Origin of the sequence: Luteimonas sp. WGS1318, from assembly GCF_043187535.1 — a bacterium.
GTDB lineage: Bacteria > Pseudomonadota > Gammaproteobacteria > Xanthomonadales > Xanthomonadaceae > Luteimonas.
Genome location: NZ_CP171131.1, coordinates 1,383,658 through 1,402,276, shown reverse-complemented (window position 1 = coordinate 1,402,276; position 18,619 = coordinate 1,383,658). Strand labels below are relative to the sequence as shown.

Below are 18,619 nucleotides of genomic sequence, written 5' to 3'. Positions count from 1 at the left end.
GTCACCTGGCAAGCGCAGCCGGACATGGCGCAGGACCTCAGCGGAACGGCATGCGGCCCATGCCGCCCATCATGCCCTGCAGGCCGCGCATCATGCCCTTCATGCCGCCGCGGGCCATCTTGCCCATCATCTTTTCCATCTGCATGTACTGCTTCATCAGCTTGTTGACGTCGGCCGGCGTGGTGCCGGAACCGGCGGCGATGCGCGCGCGGCGCGAGCCGTTGAGCAGGTTCGGATTGCGGCGTTCCTTCTTGGTCATCGAGCCGATGATCGCGATCATCCGCGGCACTTCCTTGCCCTGGCTGACCTGCTGCTTGAGATGCTCGGGCACCTGGCCCAGGCCCGGCAGCTTCTCCATCAGGCTGCCGATGCCGCCCATGTTCTGCATCTGCTCGAGTTGGTCGCGCATGTCGTTGAGGTCGAACTTCTTGCCCTTGGCGACCTTCTCGGCGAGCTTCTGCGCCTTGTCCTTGTCGACCTGGCCTTCGACCTGCTCGACCAGCGACAGCACGTCGCCCATGTCGAGGATGCGGCTGGCGACACGCTCGGGATGGAAGACATCGAGGCCGTCGACCTTCTCGCCGGTGCCGACGAACTTGATCGGCTTGCCGGTGATGTAGCGCACGGAAAGCGCCGCGCCGCCGCGGGCGTCACCGTCGGTCTTGGTCAGCACCACGCCGGTCAGCGGCAGCGCTTCGCCGAAGGCCTTGGCGGTGGTGGCGGCGTCCTGGCCGGTCATCGAGTCGACGACGAACAGCGTCTCGACCGGATTGACCGCGGCATGCAGCGCCTTGATCTCGTCCATCATCGCTTCGTCGATCGCGAGACGGCCGGCGGTATCGACCAGCAGCACGTCGATAAAGGACTTCTTCGCCGCGGCGATCGCCGCGCGCACGATGTCGACCGGCTGCTGCGAGGACTCGGACGGGAAGAACTGCACGTCGACCTGTTCGGCCAGCGTCTTGAGCTGCTCGATCGCGGCCGGACGGTAGACGTCGGCCGAGACCACCATGACCTTCTTCTTGCGCTTTTCCTTGAGCAGCTTGGCGAGCTTGCCGACCGTCGTGGTCTTGCCGGCGCCCTGCAGGCCCGCCATCAGGATCACTGCCGGCGCCGGCACGTTGAGGTTGAGCTCGGTCGCCTGCGCGCCCATGACCGCGGTCAACTCGTCGCGGACGACCTTGATCAGCGCCTGGCCCGGGGTCAGCGACTTGAGCACTTCCTGACCGACCGCGCGGACCTTGATGCGCTCGATCAGCGCCTGCACCACCGGCAGCGCGACGTCGGCTTCCAGCAGCGCGATGCGCACCTCGCGGGTGGCCTCGCGGATGTTCTCCTCGGTCAGACGACCGCGGCCGCGCAGGCGCTCCATGGTGCCGGACAGGCGCTGGGTCAGGGACTCGAACATGCGGAACTCGGGCAGCGGAATACGGCCGCCGATTATAGCCCGGCGTCCCGTGCGACCCATCGGCCGCTCCCGAAGCGCTGCCCTCCGGCGCGTCCGCATGCGACACTCGCGCGATGACAATCGTTCTCATCGCAGCCCTGCTCTATCTGCTGGCCGCCGCGGCGCTGGTGCGCGGTGTCGCACGCGAGCCCAAGGCAGGCAACGCCTGGTGGGCCACGCCGGCGCTCGGCGCAGTGGCGCTGCATGCGGCCGCGCACGTGCTGGTCTGGCGCGACGTGGGCGCCGAACTGCACTTCTTCGCCGCGCTGTCGCTGGTCGGCCTGGGCATGGCGGTGCTGACGGTGCTCTACGACGCCCGCGGACGCATGGCGGCGCTGGGCGTGATCGTGTTCCCGATCGCTGCGCTCACCTTGCTGGGCTACGGCCAATCCGCGCACCCGGCATCCGACACGCTGGACTGGCGCCTGCAACTGCATGCCTGGTTCGCGCTGCTGGCCTACGCCGCCCTCGCCGTGGCGGCCGTGCTCGCACTGATGCTGTGGGCCCAGGAGCGCGCCCTGCGCCGGCGCGAATTCCACCGCTGGCTGCGCGCGTTGCCGCCGCTCACCGAACTGGAAGCGTTGCTGTTCCGCACGATCTGGGTGGGCTTCATCCTGCTCACCGCGACGCTGGTGAGCGGCGTGTTGTTCGTCGACGACTTCTTCGCCCAGCACCTGATGCACAAGACCGTGCTCAGCGTGCTGTCGTGGTTGGCCTTCGGCGCCTTGCTGTTCGGCCGCTGGCGCCACGGCTGGCGCGGCACGCGCGCCGTCGGCTGGACGCTGGCGGCGATGGCGCTGCTGGTGCTGGCGTTCTTCGGCAGCAAGTTCGTTTTGGAACTGGTGTTGCGGCGCACCGTCTGACGGCCGCGTTCTTTCAGGGTCAGGAGGATCCGGATGCACACAGGGACGTTTGCAGCTGCGCTCGCATCGCTGTTCGGGCTGGCCGCCTCGTCGCCGGCGCATGACGCCGATGACGCGGCCACGCCTTCGCCGATCCACGGCCACATCGAATTCCTGTGGGAGGCGCCCGCACCCGGTTCGGATGCGCGGCCGGTCGCGCTGGGACTCCTGACCAGGACGGAGGCGCCGCATCTCGCCTGCTGGAAATCGGCCAGCTTCCCGCCGAGCGCGGTCGATGTCCGTCTGGAGATCGATGATGCACAGGGACGCCATCCGCTGTGGTTCGGCACCGAAACCGGTGCGACGGCGCATCTCGTCCGCTGTCGTGACATCGATCTGGCCGCGCTCGGCGTGGCCGTCGGCATGCGCCGCGTGGTCCTGCGGTTCGACGGACAGATCGCCGCGCAGGAGACGATCGAAGTGGCCGACAGTCTCTCCACCGCGGCCTTCCACCGCAACGACCGCACTTTCGTCAACGGCCGGACGCCTTATCTGGCCGACATCGCATCAGCGGACTACAGCGGACGCTTCGTCTGGGTACTGACGTTCGGCCCCGACGGACGGGTGATCGCGGTCGAGACCGAAGTCGCCGAAGGCCTGGCCGCGACCCGCCTGCGAGCAGCAGGCGATGCCGCGGCGTGGCTGTACCGGATCGGCGCGGATCCCGACCAGCCCGAACGCAAGCTTCGCCAGCCGTATGACCTCGTGCCCGGCGGCTGAGGCCGGATTCCCGATCTGAATGGCCGCGAACCGCCGCCCGGCATCCGCTCGTCGAAAAAAATACTTGCCTTGACAACAATTGCATAGGCGAGGATTATGCCGCGCCATGGACACCACCCGCCCCTGCGCTTCCGCCAGCGGTTCCTCGCTGGGCCTGCTGTTCCGGCAGGTCCGCGATGCCATGTGGGCGCGGATGGCCGATGAACTGTCGAACGCCGGCCACGACCTGAGTTTCAGCCAGTACATCACGCTGAAGAAGCTCGCCCTCGGGACCACCAGCGCGACCGATCTGGCGCGCGCCGCGGAACTCAACCCTGGCGCAATGACGCGGCTGATCGACAAGCTGATCGAACGCGGCCTGGTCGAGCGGCACGCCGATCCCGGCGACCGGCGCGTGGTGCGCATCCAACTCAGCACACAGGGCCAGGCCATCTGGCGCGACATCGACCAGTGCGGCAACCGCGTGCGCGAGCGCGCGATGTCCGGCATGGACGAGGCGCAGCGCCTGCAGTTCATCCGCGTCCTCGAACAGGTTCGCGACAACCTCTCCTTCCCCGGACCGTGACCATGTCTTCTTCCACGACACGCGCCCCGCGCCGGGCGCGGGCTGCCGCATTGCCGATCGTCGCCGCGCTCGCGTCCGCGCTGTTTCTCGCCGGCTGCGCGAGCAGCCGTGGGCTCGCGCCGCAGCTGACGGCCACCGATGCCGACACGCTGGCCGCCGCGCGCAGCCTCGGCGGCATCTCGCTGAGTGCCGCCGATTTTCCGCAGGCCGACTGGTGGACCGCGTTCGCGGATCCGCAGCTCGATGCGCTGATCGATGAAGCCCTGCGCGACAGTCCGACCTTGGCCGCCGCCGATGCCCGCGCCCGTACCGCGCGCGCGCAGGCCGGACTTGTCGATGCGCAGCGCAACCCGACACTCGCCGCCAGCGCGCGCGTCAGCGGTCTGCAGTTGCCGGCGACGCTCGCGCCCGAACCGCTGGGCGGCGACTTCAAGGCCAGCAACGTGCTGATGTTGAACTTCGCGTGGGCGCCTGATCTGTGGGGCGGCCAGCGCGCCGCGTTCGAAGCCGCTGCGGGCCAGGCGCGCGCCGCGGAAGTCGACGCACAGGCCGCACGGCTCACCCTGTCGGCGAACGTCGCACGCACCTATATCGCGCTGGCGCAGGCCTTCGACACGCAGGATGTCGCGGCGCGCGAACAGACGCGTGCGAGCCGCCTGCGCGATCTCGCCGCGCAGCGCGTCGAGGCCGGTCTCGACAACCAGTTGCAGCTGCGCAACGCCGACGCCTCGATCGGCATCGCGCGCCAGCAGGCGCAGGCCGCGCAGCAGCAGATCGACGCGCTGCGCAATGCGCTGGCCGCGTTGCTGGGCAAGGGCCCGGACCGTGGCCTCGACATCACGCGGCCGCAGCTGCTGCAGGCGGCCGCGCCGGATGTGCCGGCGGTGCTGCCGAGCGAACTGCTGGGCCATCGCGCCGACGTGGTCGCTGCACGCTGGCGGGTCGAGGCCGCATCGCGCGGCGTGGACGCGGCGCAGGCGGCGTTCAAGCCGAGCGTCAACCTCAGCGCGCTGGTCGGACTCGCCGCCGGCAATCTGTCGGACCTGTTCGGCAGCGACGCGGTGCTCGGACTCGGTGGTCCGGCGATCAGCCTGCCGATTTTCGATGGCGGTCGTCTGCGCGCGGGCCTGTCGCAACGCGATGCCGATTACGACCTCGCCGTCGCCAGCTACAACCAGACGCTGGTGGCGGGCCTGCGCGACGTGACCGATGCCCTGCAGTCGGCGCGCGCGTTCGATGCGCAGATCGCGACGGTCAGCGAGGCCGCCGAAGCCGCGCGTCAGGCCTTCGCGCTCGCCGATACGCGCTACCAGGCGGGCATCGGCAACCAGCTCGACGTGCTGGCGGCGCAACGTCCGCTGTTCCAGCTCGAACAGCAGCTCGCCGCATTGCGCGCGCAGCGTCTCGGCGCCGCGGTCGATCTCGACCGCGCGCTCGGCGGTGGCCTCGTGCCGACCGCACCCACGTCATCCACCCACGCTATTGCCGGGGCGACCACGCCATGACATCCGAATCCACTTCCGCTGCCGCTGCCGCTGCGCCGCAAAAAAACGGCAAGCGCCGCCGCGCGCTCGCGATCCTCGCCACCGTCGCCATCGTCGCCGGCATCGGCTGGGCCGCGTGGTACCTGCTGGTCGCGCGCTGGCACCAGGACACCGACGACGCCTATGTGCAGGGCAACGTCGTCAGCATCGTGCCGCAGACGATGGGCACCGTGGTCTCGATCGATGCCGACGAAGGCATGCGCGTCGAAGCCGGCCAGGCGCTGGTGCATCTGGATCCGAACGACGCGCAGGTCGCCTATGACCAGTCGGTCGCGAATCTCGCCGGCACCGTACGCCAGGTGCGCGGGCTCTACAGCAGCGTCGAATCCGGCCAGGCCGATCTGGCCGCGCGTCAGGTCGCCGTGCGCCAGGCGCGCGAGGACGTGAAGCGTCGCGAAGGGCTGGTCGCCAGCGGCGCGGTCTCGCGCGAGGAACTCGCGCACGCACGCGACATCCTGGCCGGCGCGGAAGCGGCGCTGTCGGGTTCGCAGGGCCAGTTGTCGCGCAGCCGCGCGCTGGTCGATGCGACCGAAATCGCAAGCCAGCCGCAGGTGCAGGCCGCCGCCGGCCAGTTGCGCCAGGCGTGGCTCAACCTGCAGCGCATGGCGATCGTCGCGCCGGTGTCGGGCCATGTCGCCAAGCGCGAGGTGCAGCTCGGCCAGCGCGTGGCGCCGGGCAATACGCTGATGACGATCGTGCCGCTGGAACAGGTGTGGATCGAGGCGAACTTCAAGGAAACCCAGCTCACCAAGATGCGCATCGGCCAGCCGGTCGAGGTGCACGCCGATCTCTACGGCAGCGACGTGCGCTACGACGGCCGCGTCGCGAGCCTCGGGATGGGCACCGGTAGCGCGTTCTCGCTGCTGCCGGCACAGAACGCCAGCGGCAACTGGATCAAGATCGTGCAGCGCGTGCCGGTGCGGATCGAACTCGATCCGAAGCAGGTCGTCGAACATCCGCTGCGCCTCGGCCTGTCGATGCACGTCGATGTCGCGATCCGCGACCAGGACGGCGCCGTGCTCGCCTCGGTCGACGCGCCGCGCAGCACGCCGCTGCTGTCCACCGACGCCTACGCCGAACAGCTGGCGCAGGCCGATGCGCTGATCGAACGCACCATCGCGCAGAACCTGCCGGCGACCACCGTCGCCCGTCGCTGATCCGCCGCCCGCCGAGCCCGTCATGTCCACGACCACCGCCGACGCGCCGGGCGCTTCCGCCCCGGCCGCGCAACCTGCGTTCCGTCCGCCGAACCTCGCGCTGACGACGATCGGCCTCGCGCTGGCGTCGTTCATGCAAGTGCTCGACATCACGATCGCCAACGTGTCGCTGCCGACGATCGCCGGCAATCTCGGCGCGAGTGCCAACCAGGCGACGTGGGTGATCACGTCGTTCGCGGTCAGCAATGCGATCGCGCTGCCGTTGACCGGCTACATGACGCGGCGCTTCGGCGAGCGGAAGTTGTTCGTCTGGGCGACGTTCGCGTTCGTACTCGCGTCGCTGCTGTGCGGGCTCGCATCGAGCATGGGATTTCTGGTCGCCGCGCGCGCGATCCAGGGCTTCGTCGCCGGTCCGATGTATCCGGTCACCCAGGCGCTGTTGATCTCGATCTACCCACCCGCCAAACGCGGACAGGCGATTGCATTGCTGGCGATGGTCACCGTGGTCGCGCCGATCTGCGGACCGATCCTCGGCGGCTGGATCACCGACAACTACAGCTGGGAATGGATCTTCTTCATCAACGTGCCGATCGGCATCTTCGCCTGCCTCGTCGTCGCCAACCAGCTGCGCGGCCGGCCGGAAACGCTCGAGACGCCGAAGATGGACTACGTCGGCCTGATCACGCTGATCATCGGCGTCGGCGCGCTGCAGACGCTGCTCGACCTCGGCAACGAAGAGGACTGGTTCGAATCGACCAAGATCATCTGGCTCGGCATCACCGCGGTGATCGGTCTGGCGGTGTTCCTGATCTGGGAACTCACCGAGAAGGATCCAATCGTCAACCTGCGCCTGTTCCGGCATCGAAACTTCGCGTTCGGCACGATCGCGATGGTGCTCGGCTATTCGGCGTTCTTCGCCGTCGGCCTGCTGGTGCCGCTGTGGCTACAGCGCAACCTCGGGTACACGCCGATCTGGGCAGGCTTCGCGACGGCGCCGATCGGTATCCTGCCGGTGCTGCTCACGCCGCTGGTCGGCAAGTACGCGACGCGGTTCGACCTGCGCATCCTCGCCAGTTTCGCCTTCATGGTGATGGCCTTCACCAGCTTCCTGCGTTCGGGCTTCAATCTCGACGTCGACTTCCAGCACGTGGCGATGGTGCAGCTGTGGATGGGCCTGGGCGTCGCGCTGTTCTTCATGCCGGTGCTCACGATCCTGCTGTCGGACCTGGAGCCGCATGAAATTGCCGCGGGCTCGGGCCTGGCGACGTTCTGCCGTACGCTGGGCGGCAGTTTCGCCGCGTCACTGACGACCTGGGCCTGGAACCAGCGCAGCACCATCCACCATGCGCAGCTCACCGAACACATCCCCGCGCACGATCCCGCGATGCAACAGACGATCACCGCGCTGGGCAACGGTGATATGCAACGCGGCGCACTGCTGCTCGAGCAGATGATCGCGCAGCAGGCCACGCAGATCGGCTTCAACGAGATCTTCCACCTGCTCGGCATCCTGTTTCTGGTGGTGATCGCCTTCGTCTGGATGGCGAAACCGCCGTTCGCGGCCAAGACCGGCGGCGCGGCGGCCGGCGGGCATTGAGCACCCGTGTGGCGTGCTACCGAGCGGGTGCCGGCAGCCGGATCTCGAACCCTGGCAAGGCGGACAGGGTTGCGATGTCCTGCGCGCGACGCGCTTTGAGGTCGACCAGAAACGCACGCGCCGCGTCGCCATAGCCGCGACGGCTGATGCCCACCATCGTCGTGCCCTGCCCACCCGGTCCGCGGCGATAGCGATAGGCATTCCATTCGACGATGACGCCCGACGCATCCGGCGCCGACATCAGGAAGTCGAGCAGCACTTCGTCGCCGGCCTCGTTGACCAGCACTTCGAAGTTGGCCACCGGGTCGGTGGCCTTGCGGGCCTCGATCTGTTCGATCATGGCGCGCGCTGTCTGCGCGAGGTCGGCGCCGAGCGGCCGCACATCGATCAGCAGCATGCTGTCGTAGCGCTCGACACGCTGGCCCGCCGGCACGTACTCCTGCTTGTAGAGCTCGGGCGACGGATTGCTGACCCATTGCAGCGCGAATTCCGTATCGCCGAAGCGGATCGGGCCCGGAACGCCGATGCGGTCGGCCGCATCCATTGCGAAGGCCGCGATCGGCGCCAGCAGCAAGGCCAGCCAGCACGCTGTGGTCGCGAAATGCTTCGGGCTGTGTTTTCGAGAACCGTCCATCTGCATGCGTCCTTGGTCGACGCGGCGACATGCCGCGTCGATAGCCTGCACGGTCATGCGAACGCTTCGCATCGGAACCTGCCGCATCCGCGCGTCAGGCTGCCAGCAATGCGACGCCAGCGAGGAGCCCCAGCGCCGTGCCGCCGAGCACCTCGGGCAGCGTATGCCGCGCCATCCGCAGGCGCGCCCATCCGAGCAGCGGCAATGCAGCCAGCGCGACGATGGCCGCACCTGGCCACAGCGGCCACGCGGCCACGCCTGCGAACGCCAGACTCGCCATGTGCAGCGACAGCTTGATCCAGCGGTTGGCGATGCCGGCCACGCACAGCATCGCGACCGCGGCGAGCACGCCATTCGATGTCGCCGATGCGCGGCCACCCATCCACAGCCAGTAGGCCCCGGCGACCAGCAGCGCGAGTGCATACAGCAGCGGCCGCTCCTGACGGCGAGACGCATCGACGGTTTCCCAGTGCCCGCCGCGCCGCCTTTGCCAGATGAAGACCGACACGATCGCAATCGCCGCGCCGATTCCCAGCGCGGTGCGCGGCAGCGATGCGGGATCGACGCGCCACGCGGCCAGCAGCGCAAGCACTGCCAGCACGAGGAATGGATGCAGGGCGATGGAAACGACGCGCGCGGCGGTCGTCGTGATGGACGCTCGGGACATCGCCCGATGTTAGCCGGCGTGCCGGGTCAGATGTGCTCCAGCGCCTCGGCCAGACGCTCGACGCCGATGACCTCCATGCCCTTGAAGCTGCCGGTCTTCGGTGCGTTCGCTTTCGCGACGATCGCGCGTTTGAAGCCGTGCGTTGCCGCCTCGCGCAACCGCTCCTCGCCGTTGGGTACGGGCCGGATCTCGCCGCTCAAGCCCACTTCGCCGAACGCGATCGTCTTGTCCGGCAGCGGCGCGTCGCGCAGTGACGACAGCACCGACAGCAGCACCGGCAGATCCGCCGCGGTTTCCTGCACGCGGATGCCGCCGACGACGTTGACGAACACGTCCTGGTCGCCGGTCATGATCCCGCCGTGGCGATGCAGCACCGCCAGCAGCATCGCCAACCGGTTGCCTTCCATGCCCACCGCGACGCGGCGCGGATTCGACAGTGGCGAGGCATCCACCAGCGCCTGCACTTCGACCAGCAACGGCCGCGTGCCTTCGCGCGTGACCATCACGCAGCTGCCGGGCTGCGGCGTGCTGCCGCCGGACAGGAAGATCGCCGACGGGTTCGGCACTTCCTTCAGACCCTTGTCGCCCATCGCGAACACGCCGAGTTCGTTGACCGCGCCGAAGCGGTTCTTGAACGCACGCATGACCCGGAAGCGGCTGCCGCTGTCGCCTTCGAAATACAGCACCGCATCGACCATGTGCTCGAGCACGCGCGGGCCGGCGATGCCGCCCTCCTTGGTCACATGGCCGACGAGGAACACGGCCGTGCCGGTTTCCTTGGCGTAACGCACGAGACGCGCGGCGGATTCGCGGACCTGACTCACCGAGCCCGGCGCTGCGGTCAGCGATTCGGTCCACAGGGTCTGGATCGAGTCGGCGATGATCAGCTTCGGTCGCAGCTCCGAGGCGTGCTGCAGGATGCGTTCGATGCCGGTCTCGGCCAGCGCGTGCAGGCCGTCGAGCGACAGCCCGAGGCGCACCGCGCGACCCGCGACCTGCGCCAATGATTCTTCGCCGGTGACGTACAGGCCCGGCAGCGTGCCCGCCATCTGCGCCAGCGCCTGCAACAGCAGGGTCGACTTGCCGATGCCCGGATCGCCGCCGACCAGTACGACGGCGCCTTCGACGAGTCCGCCGCCGAGCACACGATCGAACTCGCCGATGCCGGTCGACACGCGCACGTCCTCGCCCTGCTGCACGTCCTTGAGCGCCATGACCTTGGGCGCGTCGATCTTCCCGGCCCAGCCGCTGCGGCGCGAGGCGGGCGACTTCGCGGCCACCGCACTCTCCAGCACGATCTCGGCGATCGTGTCCCAGGCCCCGCAGGCACTGCACTGCCCCTGCCACTTGTTGAAATCGGCGCCGCATTCACTGCAGACGTATGCCGTCCTAGCCTTTGCCATCGAAGTGCCCGCATTGCATCAGCCGCCACTTTAGCCGCGCCCCGTCTCGGCGGGCGAGACGGCTGTCATCGGGTCGACACCCCATCGCGCCATCGTCGGGGGCCTGCTGCCCGGAGCACCGACCATGCGTGCCACGATGCTGACCCCGCTGCTGGCGCTCGCCGCCTGCACCAGTTCGCCCATGCCGCCGACCGCCGGAGCCGCCATGCCCGATGTCGAACGTCCGCTGCTCATCGCCCACCGCGGCGCGAGCGCGGTCATGCCCGAACACACGCTGGCCGCCTACGCGCGCGCGATCGACGACGGCGCCGACGCCATCGAACCCGATCTGGTGAGCACCCGCGACGGCGTGCTCGTCGCCCGTCACGAAAACGAAATCGGCGGCACCACCGATATCGCCGCACACCCGGAATTCGCCGCGCGCCGCACGCGCAAAAAGATTGACGGCGAGTGGGTCGACGGCTGGTTCACCGAGGATTTCACCCTCGCCGAACTCAAGACCCTGCGCGCGCGAGAACCGCGCCCCACCCTGCGGCCCACCGTCCACGACGGGCAGTTCGAGGTGCCCACGCTGGACGAGATCGTCGCGCTCGCCGCCGAGGCCTCCGCGCGTACGGGCCGGGACATCGCGCTGGTGCCCGAGCTCAAGCATCCCAGCTATTTCCGCGCGATCGGCCTGCCGATGGAGGACCGGCTGCTGACGACCCTGGCGGCGCATCCCTACACCCGGCGGGCGCCGGTGATCATCCAGTCGTTCGAAACCGGAAACCTGCGCGTACTGCGCACGCGACTGGGCGCGCTGCCCAACGTGCGTCTGCTGCAACTGCTGGGCGACCCGCGCAGCCGGCCCTACGACCTCGCTGCCGACAGCGACACGACCTACGGCGCGATGATGCAGCCCGACGGCCTGCGCGCCATCGCCGCCTACGCCGACCTGATCGGCCCACCGTTCCAGGTGCTGCAGTTGCAGCGCGGCGCCGACGGCCGTCTCCGCAGCCCGCTGGTCGACGCAGCGCACGCGGCCGGTCTCCAGGTGATGCCGTACACCTTCCGCCCGGAGAACACCTACCTGCCTGCGGAGTACCGCGACGGCGACGACACGCAACGCAATGACGACGGCTCGATCCGCCACATCCGCGATCACGTCGCGGCTGGGATCGATGGCCTGTTCGCGGACGATCCCGCGGTGGCGCGTCGCGCGCTTGATGGCGGCTGATCGGGAGCGGCGGCAAGGCGAGAGCAATCTTCCCCACTCGGCCGGCAATCGCGGCCACAAAAAAGGCCACGCCCGTCGGGCGCAGCCTTTCTGCTGAAGCTTGGTGCCGGAAATAGGAATCGAACCTACGACCTACGCATTACGAATGCGCCGCTCTACCAACTGAGCTATTCCGGCTTGGGACGCGAATTCTAGGGAGCGCGGGCCCTGCGGTCAATCGACCAGTTGCAGGCGCAGCTCGCGCGGCAAGGCGAAGACCATGTTCTCCGGCTCACCGGCCAGTTCACGCACGTCACCCGCGCCGAGCTCGCGCAAGCGGTCCAGTACGCCCTGCACCAGCACGTCCGGAGCGGAGGCGCCGGCGGTTACGGCGTAAGTGCCTGATAAGCCGAGCTTCACGAGCTTGGTCGCACGTCGATCAGACTTCTCGGACACTAACAATCTACCTAGCTTGGCCGTGCTCAGCCATCTCCAGTCCCTGTAACCTGCGCGACGGACCACATTGATGCTGGACAGCCAATGGCGACCCTGAACCGCCCTATGAATCGTGCGATCACGCTCGATGATCCGTTCGCAGCTGATCAACTCAGTAGAGGAGACTTCGCAGCGCTGCTTCGCTCAGCGATAGCGAGTGCAGAAAGCGACTCCTGGGTAATTGGCCTTGAAGGTCAGTGGGGATCGGGGAAAAGTTATTTCCTCGAAATGTTCGAGAAAGATCTTCGGAAAAACGCCCCCGACTGGGCCGTGGTCGTCCTGGACGCATGGAAAGCCGAGGCTAAGCGCGATCCTCTGATTAGCTTTACTAAGGCGGTAGTCCAAGCTACCGACCTGCTGAGGAATACGCTGGAACGCGAAGATATTCCTCTATATGAGGAAGCGAGGAAAAGGCTCCTGGAAAACGCTGCGGCTCTATACCAACTTATCTCTTCCGCGGCTCGCATCGCGTTCAGTCCTGCCGCTAAAGGCATCACGACAGCCGCTGTGGTCGTAAGCTCCCCCGTCAAGCAGACACATCAAAAATAGAACTTCGGGCGTGTTGGTGGCGGTACTCGACGGGCGTCAGCCCGCCGAGTGAGTCGTGGGGTCGTGCTTCGTTGTAGTCGATCGTCCACCAGTGGGTGGCTTCGCGGACGTCGTCGAGGCGGGCGAACAGATGTTGGTCCAGCACTTCTTCGCGGTAAGTGCGATTGAAGCGTTCGATGAAGGCGTTCTGGTTCGGCTTGCCGGGCTGGATGTACTGCAGCGCCACGCCGTTCGCCTTGAGCCAGTTGGTGAACGCTTCGCCCAAGAACTCGGGACCGTTGTCCGAGCGCACGACCTGCGGCAAACCATGATCGCGTTTGATCTGCTCGAACACACGGACCAGCCGTTGCGAGTTGATCGACGTGTCCACTTCGATGTGCAGGGCTTCTCGGTTGAAGTCGTCCACGACGTTGAACGTGCGAAACCGTCTGCCGCAGGCGAGCGCGTCGCTCATGAAATCGACAGACCAGACCGTGTCTGGCAGCCTCGGCACATAGAGCGGCACCCGCTCGCGCTTGGGCAGGCGCCGTTTGGCGGCGCGGCGCAGGTTGAGTTTCATGGCCTTGTACACGCGATAGATTCGTTTGGGATTCCAGGCCGGCTGCTGCTTGCGAAGATGGTTGCTGCACTTCCAGAAGCCGCGGCTGGGGTGCGCCTCAACGAAGCGCGCGATTTCAGCGATCAGCTCGGCATCGCGCACCGTCCAATCCAGAGGCGGCGCGTACCACGCCCCTCGCGACAAACCGACGCATGCGCAGGACCGGCGCAGCGGCCGCGCGTGGACCTCGACGAGGAACCGCACGGCCTCGCGCTTGCGCGCCGGCCCTAGAGTTTTTTTGCGATCAGGTCCTTCATCGCTGCGTTGTCGAGCGCCAGCTCGGCATACATCCGTTTGAGCTTGGCGTTCTCGGACTCGAGCTCCTTGACCCGCCGAAGCTCGGAGGCCTCCAGGCCGCCGTACTTGCTCTTCCACTGGTAGTACGTCGCGGTGCTGATGCCGACCTGGCGACAGATGTCTTTGACCGGCACGCCTGCGTCGGCCTGCTTGAGCGTCGCGATGATCTGCGTCTCGGTGAACTTCGATGTGCGCATGGAACCTCCTGGCTGAGGAAACGATGCCAGAAAGATCTACTTATGCGGTGTCTGTCAGGTGGGGGAGCTTACGCAACACCTGATAATTGAAGTTCCAACCCACCCACACAGGGCCTGGCCGTGGCACACACAATGGCACGCTCTCGATAAGGAATGCCTTGAGAGAGCTCAAGACGCACTTACAGGAAGTTCAACTACTTGCGACAACAGGGGTTGTCGACGCACTGTCGAGCACGGGAGATCCCGACATCATCTACGGCGCCACGCAGGTGACGATCTATGCGAGACGGAGGGAAACGAACTTACGCTTTGAAGCGAGCTTCGGATTAAGCCTCCACTGCCACTCGCTCATCAACGTTCTCAATCGGCCGACGTGGGCGAACTTCCTGGACAATCCGTCCTTGCTCCATGAGAAGGACGCGATCGACGCTGTTAATCGTTTCCGGCCGATGAGCTACGATCACTTTCGTAAGCTTCATCTGCTTCACAGCATCATTTACGAGTCGCTCTTTCATCACATCGAGATGACTAGTCGCCTCATCGAGGAATAGCAATTTGGGCATCCGATACAGCGCGCGAGCGAGGATTACCCGCTGCTTCTGGCCACCTGAAAGCGAGCTTCCCATATCGCCGATCAGACCGTGGTAGCCCATAGGCATGACGTTGATATCGTCGTGGACGGCAGCGTTTGCGGCTGCAATCTCAACCCTCTGCTGATCAATGTGATGGTCGAAGCCACTGATATTCTCGGAAATACTGCCCGCGAAGAGCTGATCGTCCTGCATCACGGCACCGACGATATTTCGTATGTTCCTCACACCATGCTCATGGATATCAAGTCCGCCGACCCGGATGTGGCCCTTAGTTGGTTTTAGTAATCCGAGCATGAGCTTAACGAGCGTGGTTTTTCCACAGCCAGAGGCACCGACTAGCGCTACTGCCTCTTCTTCTTCAACAATGAAGGAACAGTCCTTTACGACCCATGGCTCACCTTCCGCATATCGGAACGATAGATTCACCACCTCAATTCTGAACGAGCACGGAGCAGGAAGATCAGGCTTCCGCATACACTCGTCAGGCTCTGTGAGAACAACGTCCGCCAACCGCTCGCCGTGAAGGCGCAACATCCTAAATTCTATCCACTTGTCAACCAGCGCCGACATGCGCTGGGCGAACTGATCCTTGTAAGCCAAGTACGCGATTAGCATACCAACTGAAAATACATTAGTCATAGCGAGGATCGCACCGATCCAGATTACTGCGACACGCTCAAGGCCAAAAACAAGCTGACTAGAAGTATTGAATCCAAGTGTCAACTTCGACAGCTTGACCTCTTCGTTTACTGTGCGAACCATTAAATTCTCGAAGGTCGACCTTCGAGATGGCTCTTGACCGGCAATCTTTAGACTTTGCATACCCCGGAGCGATTCGAGCAAGTGCGTCTGTTGCTTCGCCCCAGCCACGAGCTGATTCTCTGTTCTGTCCCGAACTGGCCGATAAGCAACAGCTCTGATGGCCACATAGATAGCAACAGCCAACAATGTAATGAGAGCGAGCTTCCAGCTATACAGGAGCATCACACCGAGCGTAACTACAGCCATCAACCCATCAATTATCACTTCGACAAAACTAGTTGTCATTGTGCGTTGAATTGTCTGTACGGACGAAACCCTCGACGTGATGTCGCCAAGGTGCCGCTTCTCGAAAAAGTCTAGTGGCAGCTTCATGAGGTGCGAGAAAACGCTTCCCATCCATTGCAGCCCCAGACGTGAAGACAGATAGATTACAGCCCAGCCTCGCAGAAGGCCGATGATTACCTGGATTAAGACCACGCCTAGGAAGCACAAACCTAGCATGGTCAAAAGGTTGCGATCAGCCGAGACTAGTGCCTGGTCGACAACCCACTGCATGAAGAACGGTGCTAGAACCACAAACACCTGAAGCGCCACAGAGAGCGCAAGAATCAGCGCTAGGGCCTGGCCCAAGCCGTGCACTCGACCCGTAAGCTGGCGTAGAGTGATTGCAGGTGCGTGGGCTTCTTTTTTGAAATCGGCGGTAGGGGTGAGCTCCAGCGCGACTCCGGTAAAGTGCTCGGAAAGCTCAGGGGCGGTTAAGGCCCTCTTACCTAGCGCCGGGTCATATATGACGAATTTCCCCCGAGAGGCCTTTGTGAGCACGACATAGTGGTTTAAGTCCCAATGCAGGATGCAAGGTAACTTAAGATCCTGTAGGTGCTCCATATCCAGGCGAAGGGGTCTCGCTGCGAAGCCAACCTGCTGTGAAATGTGGATCAGTTGCGCCAGCTTCACTCCCTTTAGGGATAGCGGGAACCGCCTACGAAGTTCGGCCAGACCAACATGAAACCCATGAAAGTTGGCGATCATCGCAAGCGACGCTAGGCCACATTCGGTCGCCTCAGACTGCAAGATAGCCTTCATCAATTACTCGTGCTTTTTCTTTTAGTTTGTCGAGAGCAAATGCGAGCCAGAAGCTACATTAGGATTGACGGAACTTTGACTGGCTGCAGAATTGAGCGCCCACGGTCTGATACCAGTCCTATTCCGGTTTAGCTGACTTCACCTTATCGCTACCGGCCAGCTTCATATCGGCATATCGAGCTACACTCGCTACTCCAGCTCCCAGCAGAAGCACAGGCCAGAGTTTCAAGCCAGAACCAGCGGCTACCATTACCAAGCCTGAGATGCAGATTAGATAGGTCTTGGAATCTATACCTGGAATTTTCATGATCGTCCTCTTTAGCCTAGACAGATATTACTTTTGAGCACAAGCTTCCTATAAATTTAAAAAGGCGGGGACCGCGCAATTTCGGCCCCCGTCTCTCTACAACCTCGCTAGATCGAGATTATTGCGCAAAGAAGAAGTGGCCGACGAAAGCCCCGTGAAGCCCTCCGCTGATTCCGCCTGCGATTGCTCCGATGGGTCCACCAATCATAAAGCCGATTGCGCCACCAGCGATTGCGCCGGAAGCAAAGCCGTTGGAGGTTCCTTCGTGAGCACCGTCGACACTGTTCATTTCTTCAAAAGTGAGTTCGCGCATGTTATTTCTCGCTCAATTGTGTTTAGGTTAGTAGCAATTGCGGTCTAATTTACTTGGCTTACATCAAGTAAAAAGCGACGCCGAGCCCGCCGCCGACCAACGCACCAACGGCGCTTCCCATGGGCCCACCGCCTAGCGCGCCAACGAATGCGCCTGCGCCTGCGCCGCTCAGGAACGCAGAACCAACGCCTTCACCCTCAACCGCCTGGATCTCATCAAACGTAAGCTCTCGCATATCAGTCCTTGATTAATTCTTACAACTATTATGGCCGAGCTAGCCGGCCCCCTTACTGCATCTTCGGAGTAAAACTACTCTCCGAACACAGTACCTTTTATCGAGTAGATAGGCTCTAGCACCCACTCGAACAATGATCGGGATTCCCCCAAGACGTCGGCATCTACAAGCATCCCCGGCTTGAGCGACTCCTTTCTGCCATATGCACTAACGCTCTGCTCTCTCAACGCAACCGTAATTCTATAAAAAGGCTCTGTTGCACTTTCTGCGCGGCCCAGGTGGAGAGTACTTCGGCTAATTCGCGTCACACTTCCCTCGTGGTGACCGAATTTTTGAAACGGAAAGGCTTGATACCTTAATAGGACTTTGTCGCCCTCCTCAACGAATCCGATCGCACGACTAGGAATGAGAAGCTCAGCCTCCAACTCGCCGTCGCCAGGCAGCAAGCTAATCATGGATTGCCCGCCTTGGACCGACTGGCCAGCCTTAACCTGCAGAGTTGCGACAATTCCTGAAACAGGCGCGACAATAGCGAGTTCACTACTTGCAATGTTTTCCACCAGCTCTTGCTCGATGGCTGCCGCACTTTGCTCAAAACTTGCTTCGGCGGCCCTTATCTCGCTTGGCAACTCTCTGATTGCCTGAGAGATCTGTCCGATCATGCGCTCGGTGAGAATCGATTGCCTCTCCAGTGCCTGCAGTTCACTGAGATGTGAGAGCGCGAGTGACTCTTGTTGCTTTATCTGAAGCAAGCTCACAAATCGCTCCTCTTCTAGCGATTGCAGGCGCAGCAGAGTCTCATTGGCTATCCGGACCTGCTCCCTGCGCGTAGCGATCTCAGCGCCTATCTGATTGTATTCGAGCCTTGCGTTGTTCAGTTGCGCAGCAAGCCCCGTGCGCTGGGCTTCAAGCAGATCCTGTTTTGCGTCTTGCGCCGATCTTAGTCCGTCAACTCGTCGTTGAAGTCTCGCCCCTAGCGCAGCCGACGTGTTTCCGTCAGCCATAGTTGCTCGAGGCACGGCAAGAACGCCAATAACCTGGCCGGCTTCAACTCGGTCGCCTTCTTGGATGTCTAGGCTTGTGATCACGCCGGAAGTCGACGCAAGCACGGCAGCCATCCCGCTCACCGGGACAAGCTGTCCGCCGACTTGGGAGCGGCGCGTATAGGTTCCGAAAATCAACACGAGTACGACGGCTAAGGCGATCAAGCTAGCGACAACAGCCATGATCCAGAGCTTCATAGGCCGCACTATCGATATTTCTCCTAACCACCCTGCTCTTTTGGCTTCGAGCACTTCTCGCCTAAAAAGGTCTTCTGCCACTTTGCCCCCCCCGGGCAAGCCTAACTCGGCTCAGCGG

General features: G+C 64.1%; 16 protein-coding genes, 1 tRNA gene and 1 pseudogene. 8 read left to right on the top strand and 10 right to left on the bottom strand.

The features are described from left to right. Positions 1–37 precede the first annotated feature (37 nt). Positions 38–1,408 carry a signal recognition particle protein gene (gene ffh, locus ACF3M1_RS06370; RefSeq protein ID WP_394004747.1) on the bottom strand — a complete coding sequence of 457 codons (1,371 nt, stop codon included), beginning with the start codon at positions 1,406–1,408 and terminating at the stop codon, positions 38–40. Between the two features lie 113 nt (positions 1,409–1,521). Between ffh and ACF3M1_RS06365 the strand changes: the two genes are divergently transcribed. The 6 genes from ACF3M1_RS06365 (at position 1,522) to ACF3M1_RS06340 (ending at position 7,932) form a co-directional block, all read left to right on the top strand. Next, positions 1,522–2,310: an inner membrane protein YpjD gene (locus tag ACF3M1_RS06365; protein ID WP_394004746.1), complete on the top strand. Its 789-nt coding sequence runs from the start codon at positions 1,522–1,524 to the stop codon at positions 2,308–2,310. A 33-nt stretch (positions 2,311–2,343) separates the two neighbouring features. Next, entirely contained in the window at positions 2,344–3,069 is a 726-nt protein-coding gene (locus ACF3M1_RS06360) for a hypothetical protein (protein WP_394004745.1), read from the top strand. A 106-nt stretch (positions 3,070–3,175) separates the two neighbouring features. Beyond that, on the top strand, positions 3,176–3,634 hold the full coding sequence (locus ACF3M1_RS06355; protein ID WP_394004744.1) for a MarR family winged helix-turn-helix transcriptional regulator: 459 nt from the start codon (positions 3,176–3,178) through the stop codon (positions 3,632–3,634). Positions 3,635–3,636: 2 nt separating this feature from the next. Continuing rightward, a complete protein-coding gene (locus tag ACF3M1_RS06350) occupies positions 3,637–5,139 on the top strand; it encodes an efflux transporter outer membrane subunit (RefSeq protein WP_394004743.1) in 1,503 nt (500 codons plus the stop codon). Then, positions 5,136–6,335 (top strand): efflux RND transporter periplasmic adaptor subunit, encoded by a 1,200-nt coding sequence (locus tag ACF3M1_RS06345; protein WP_394004742.1) that lies wholly within the window; start codon positions 5,136–5,138, stop codon positions 6,333–6,335. The genes ACF3M1_RS06350 and ACF3M1_RS06345 overlap by 4 nt, the downstream gene beginning before the upstream one ends. 22 nt (positions 6,336–6,357) lie before the next feature. Further along, positions 6,358–7,932 carry a DHA2 family efflux MFS transporter permease subunit gene (locus ACF3M1_RS06340; protein WP_394004741.1) on the top strand — a complete coding sequence of 525 codons (1,575 nt, stop codon included), beginning with the start codon at positions 6,358–6,360 and terminating at the stop codon, positions 7,930–7,932. A 16-nt stretch (positions 7,933–7,948) separates the two neighbouring features. On the opposite strand, the gene ACF3M1_RS06335 is transcribed toward ACF3M1_RS06340, so the two are convergent. From ACF3M1_RS06335 to radA, 3 genes are read right to left on the bottom strand one after another with little or no spacing between them, the layout of a single operon-like run. Then, a complete protein-coding gene (locus ACF3M1_RS06335) occupies positions 7,949–8,623 on the bottom strand; it encodes a hypothetical protein (protein ID WP_394004740.1) in 675 nt (224 codons plus the stop codon). A gap of 37 nt (positions 8,624–8,660) precedes the next feature. Beyond that, the gene (locus ACF3M1_RS06330) at positions 8,661–9,233 is read right to left on the bottom strand and encodes a hypothetical protein (RefSeq protein ID WP_394004739.1); all 573 of its coding nucleotides are present in this window, start codon (positions 9,231–9,233) and stop codon (positions 8,661–8,663) included. 26 nt (positions 9,234–9,259) lie between these two features. Further along, a complete protein-coding gene (gene radA / locus ACF3M1_RS06325; RefSeq protein ID WP_394004738.1) occupies positions 9,260–10,636 on the bottom strand; it encodes a DNA repair protein RadA in 1,377 nt (458 codons plus the stop codon). Positions 10,637–10,772: 136 nt separating this feature from the next. Here radA and ACF3M1_RS06320 point away from each other — a divergent pair, with 136 nt between their 5' ends. Beyond that, positions 10,773–11,852, top strand: coding sequence for a glycerophosphodiester phosphodiesterase (locus ACF3M1_RS06320; protein WP_394005201.1), 1,080 nt, complete (start codon positions 10,773–10,775; stop codon positions 11,850–11,852). Between the two features lie 101 nt (positions 11,853–11,953). Here the strand turns inward: ACF3M1_RS06320 and ACF3M1_RS06315 are convergent. Both ACF3M1_RS06315 and ispH read right to left on the bottom strand, forming a co-directional pair. Beyond that, positions 11,954–12,029 (bottom strand) — tRNA-Thr (locus ACF3M1_RS06315). 36 nt (positions 12,030–12,065) lie between these two features. After that, positions 12,066–12,221: pseudogene (gene ispH, locus ACF3M1_RS06310) on the bottom strand (4-hydroxy-3-methylbut-2-enyl diphosphate reductase); the annotation flags it as partial. Between the two features lie 150 nt (positions 12,222–12,371). Between ispH and ACF3M1_RS06305 the strand changes: the two are divergent. Then, entirely contained in the window at positions 12,372–12,875 is a 504-nt protein-coding gene (locus ACF3M1_RS06305) for a P-loop NTPase fold protein (RefSeq protein ID WP_394004737.1), read from the top strand. Here ACF3M1_RS06305 and ACF3M1_RS06300 read toward each other — a convergent pair. From ACF3M1_RS06300 to ACF3M1_RS06285, 4 genes are all read right to left on the bottom strand, one after another. Next, a protein-coding gene (locus ACF3M1_RS06300) for an IS3 family transposase (protein WP_394003244.1) occupies positions 12,853–13,967 on the bottom strand; the annotation gives its coding sequence in 2 pieces (ribosomal slippage) (positions 12,853–13,715 and positions 13,715–13,967; 1,116 coding nt in all). The two genes, ACF3M1_RS06305 and ACF3M1_RS06300, sit on opposite strands and share 23 nt — an antisense overlap. A 326-nt stretch (positions 13,968–14,293) precedes the next feature. After that, positions 14,294–16,405 (bottom strand): peptidase domain-containing ABC transporter, encoded by a 2,112-nt coding sequence (locus ACF3M1_RS06295; protein WP_394004736.1) that lies wholly within the window; start codon positions 16,403–16,405, stop codon positions 14,294–14,296. Between the two features lie 425 nt (positions 16,406–16,830). Next, complete coding sequence (locus ACF3M1_RS06290; RefSeq protein WP_394004735.1) at positions 16,831–17,025, bottom strand: hypothetical protein; 195 nt, start codon at positions 17,023–17,025, stop codon at positions 16,831–16,833. A gap of 309 nt (positions 17,026–17,334) precedes the next feature. Then, on the bottom strand, positions 17,335–18,501 hold the full coding sequence (locus tag ACF3M1_RS06285) for an HlyD family secretion protein (protein WP_394004734.1): 1,167 nt from the start codon (positions 18,499–18,501) through the stop codon (positions 17,335–17,337). Between the last annotated feature and the right edge of the window lie 118 nt (positions 18,502–18,619).

What these genes read in the sequence shown, in the direction of transcription:
- ffh (WP_394004747.1), bottom strand. Translation starts at nt 1,408, where the DNA reads ATGTTCGAGTCCCTGACCCAGCGCCTGTCCGGCACCATGGAGCGCCTG.
- ACF3M1_RS06365 (WP_394004746.1), top strand. Translation starts at nt 1,522, where the DNA reads ATGACAATCGTTCTCATCGCAGCCCTGCTCTATCTGCTGGCCGCCGCG.
- ACF3M1_RS06360 (WP_394004745.1), top strand. Translation starts at nt 2,344, where the DNA reads ATGCACACAGGGACGTTTGCAGCTGCGCTCGCATCGCTGTTCGGGCTG.
- ACF3M1_RS06355 (WP_394004744.1), top strand. Translation starts at nt 3,176, where the DNA reads ATGGACACCACCCGCCCCTGCGCTTCCGCCAGCGGTTCCTCGCTGGGC.
- ACF3M1_RS06350 (WP_394004743.1), top strand. Translation starts at nt 3,637, where the DNA reads ATGTCTTCTTCCACGACACGCGCCCCGCGCCGGGCGCGGGCTGCCGCA.
- ACF3M1_RS06345 (WP_394004742.1), top strand. Translation starts at nt 5,136, where the DNA reads ATGACATCCGAATCCACTTCCGCTGCCGCTGCCGCTGCGCCGCAAAAA.
- ACF3M1_RS06340 (WP_394004741.1), top strand. Translation starts at nt 6,358, where the DNA reads ATGTCCACGACCACCGCCGACGCGCCGGGCGCTTCCGCCCCGGCCGCG.
- ACF3M1_RS06335 (WP_394004740.1), bottom strand. Translation starts at nt 8,623, where the DNA reads ATGACCGTGCAGGCTATCGACGCGGCATGTCGCCGCGTCGACCAAGGA.
- ACF3M1_RS06330 (WP_394004739.1), bottom strand. Translation starts at nt 9,233, where the DNA reads ATGTCCCGAGCGTCCATCACGACGACCGCCGCGCGCGTCGTTTCCATC.
- radA (WP_394004738.1), bottom strand. Translation starts at nt 10,636, where the DNA reads ATGGCAAAGGCTAGGACGGCATACGTCTGCAGTGAATGCGGCGCCGAT.
- ACF3M1_RS06320 (WP_394005201.1), top strand. Translation starts at nt 10,773, where the DNA reads ATGCTGACCCCGCTGCTGGCGCTCGCCGCCTGCACCAGTTCGCCCATG.
- ACF3M1_RS06305 (WP_394004737.1), top strand. Translation starts at nt 12,372, where the DNA reads ATGGCGACCCTGAACCGCCCTATGAATCGTGCGATCACGCTCGATGAT.
- ACF3M1_RS06295 (WP_394004736.1), bottom strand. Translation starts at nt 16,405, where the DNA reads ATGAAGGCTATCTTGCAGTCTGAGGCGACCGAATGTGGCCTAGCGTCG.
- ACF3M1_RS06290 (WP_394004735.1), bottom strand. Translation starts at nt 17,025, where the DNA reads ATGCGCGAACTCACTTTTGAAGAAATGAACAGTGTCGACGGTGCTCAC.
- ACF3M1_RS06285 (WP_394004734.1), bottom strand. Translation starts at nt 18,501, where the DNA reads ATGAAGCTCTGGATCATGGCTGTTGTCGCTAGCTTGATCGCCTTAGCC.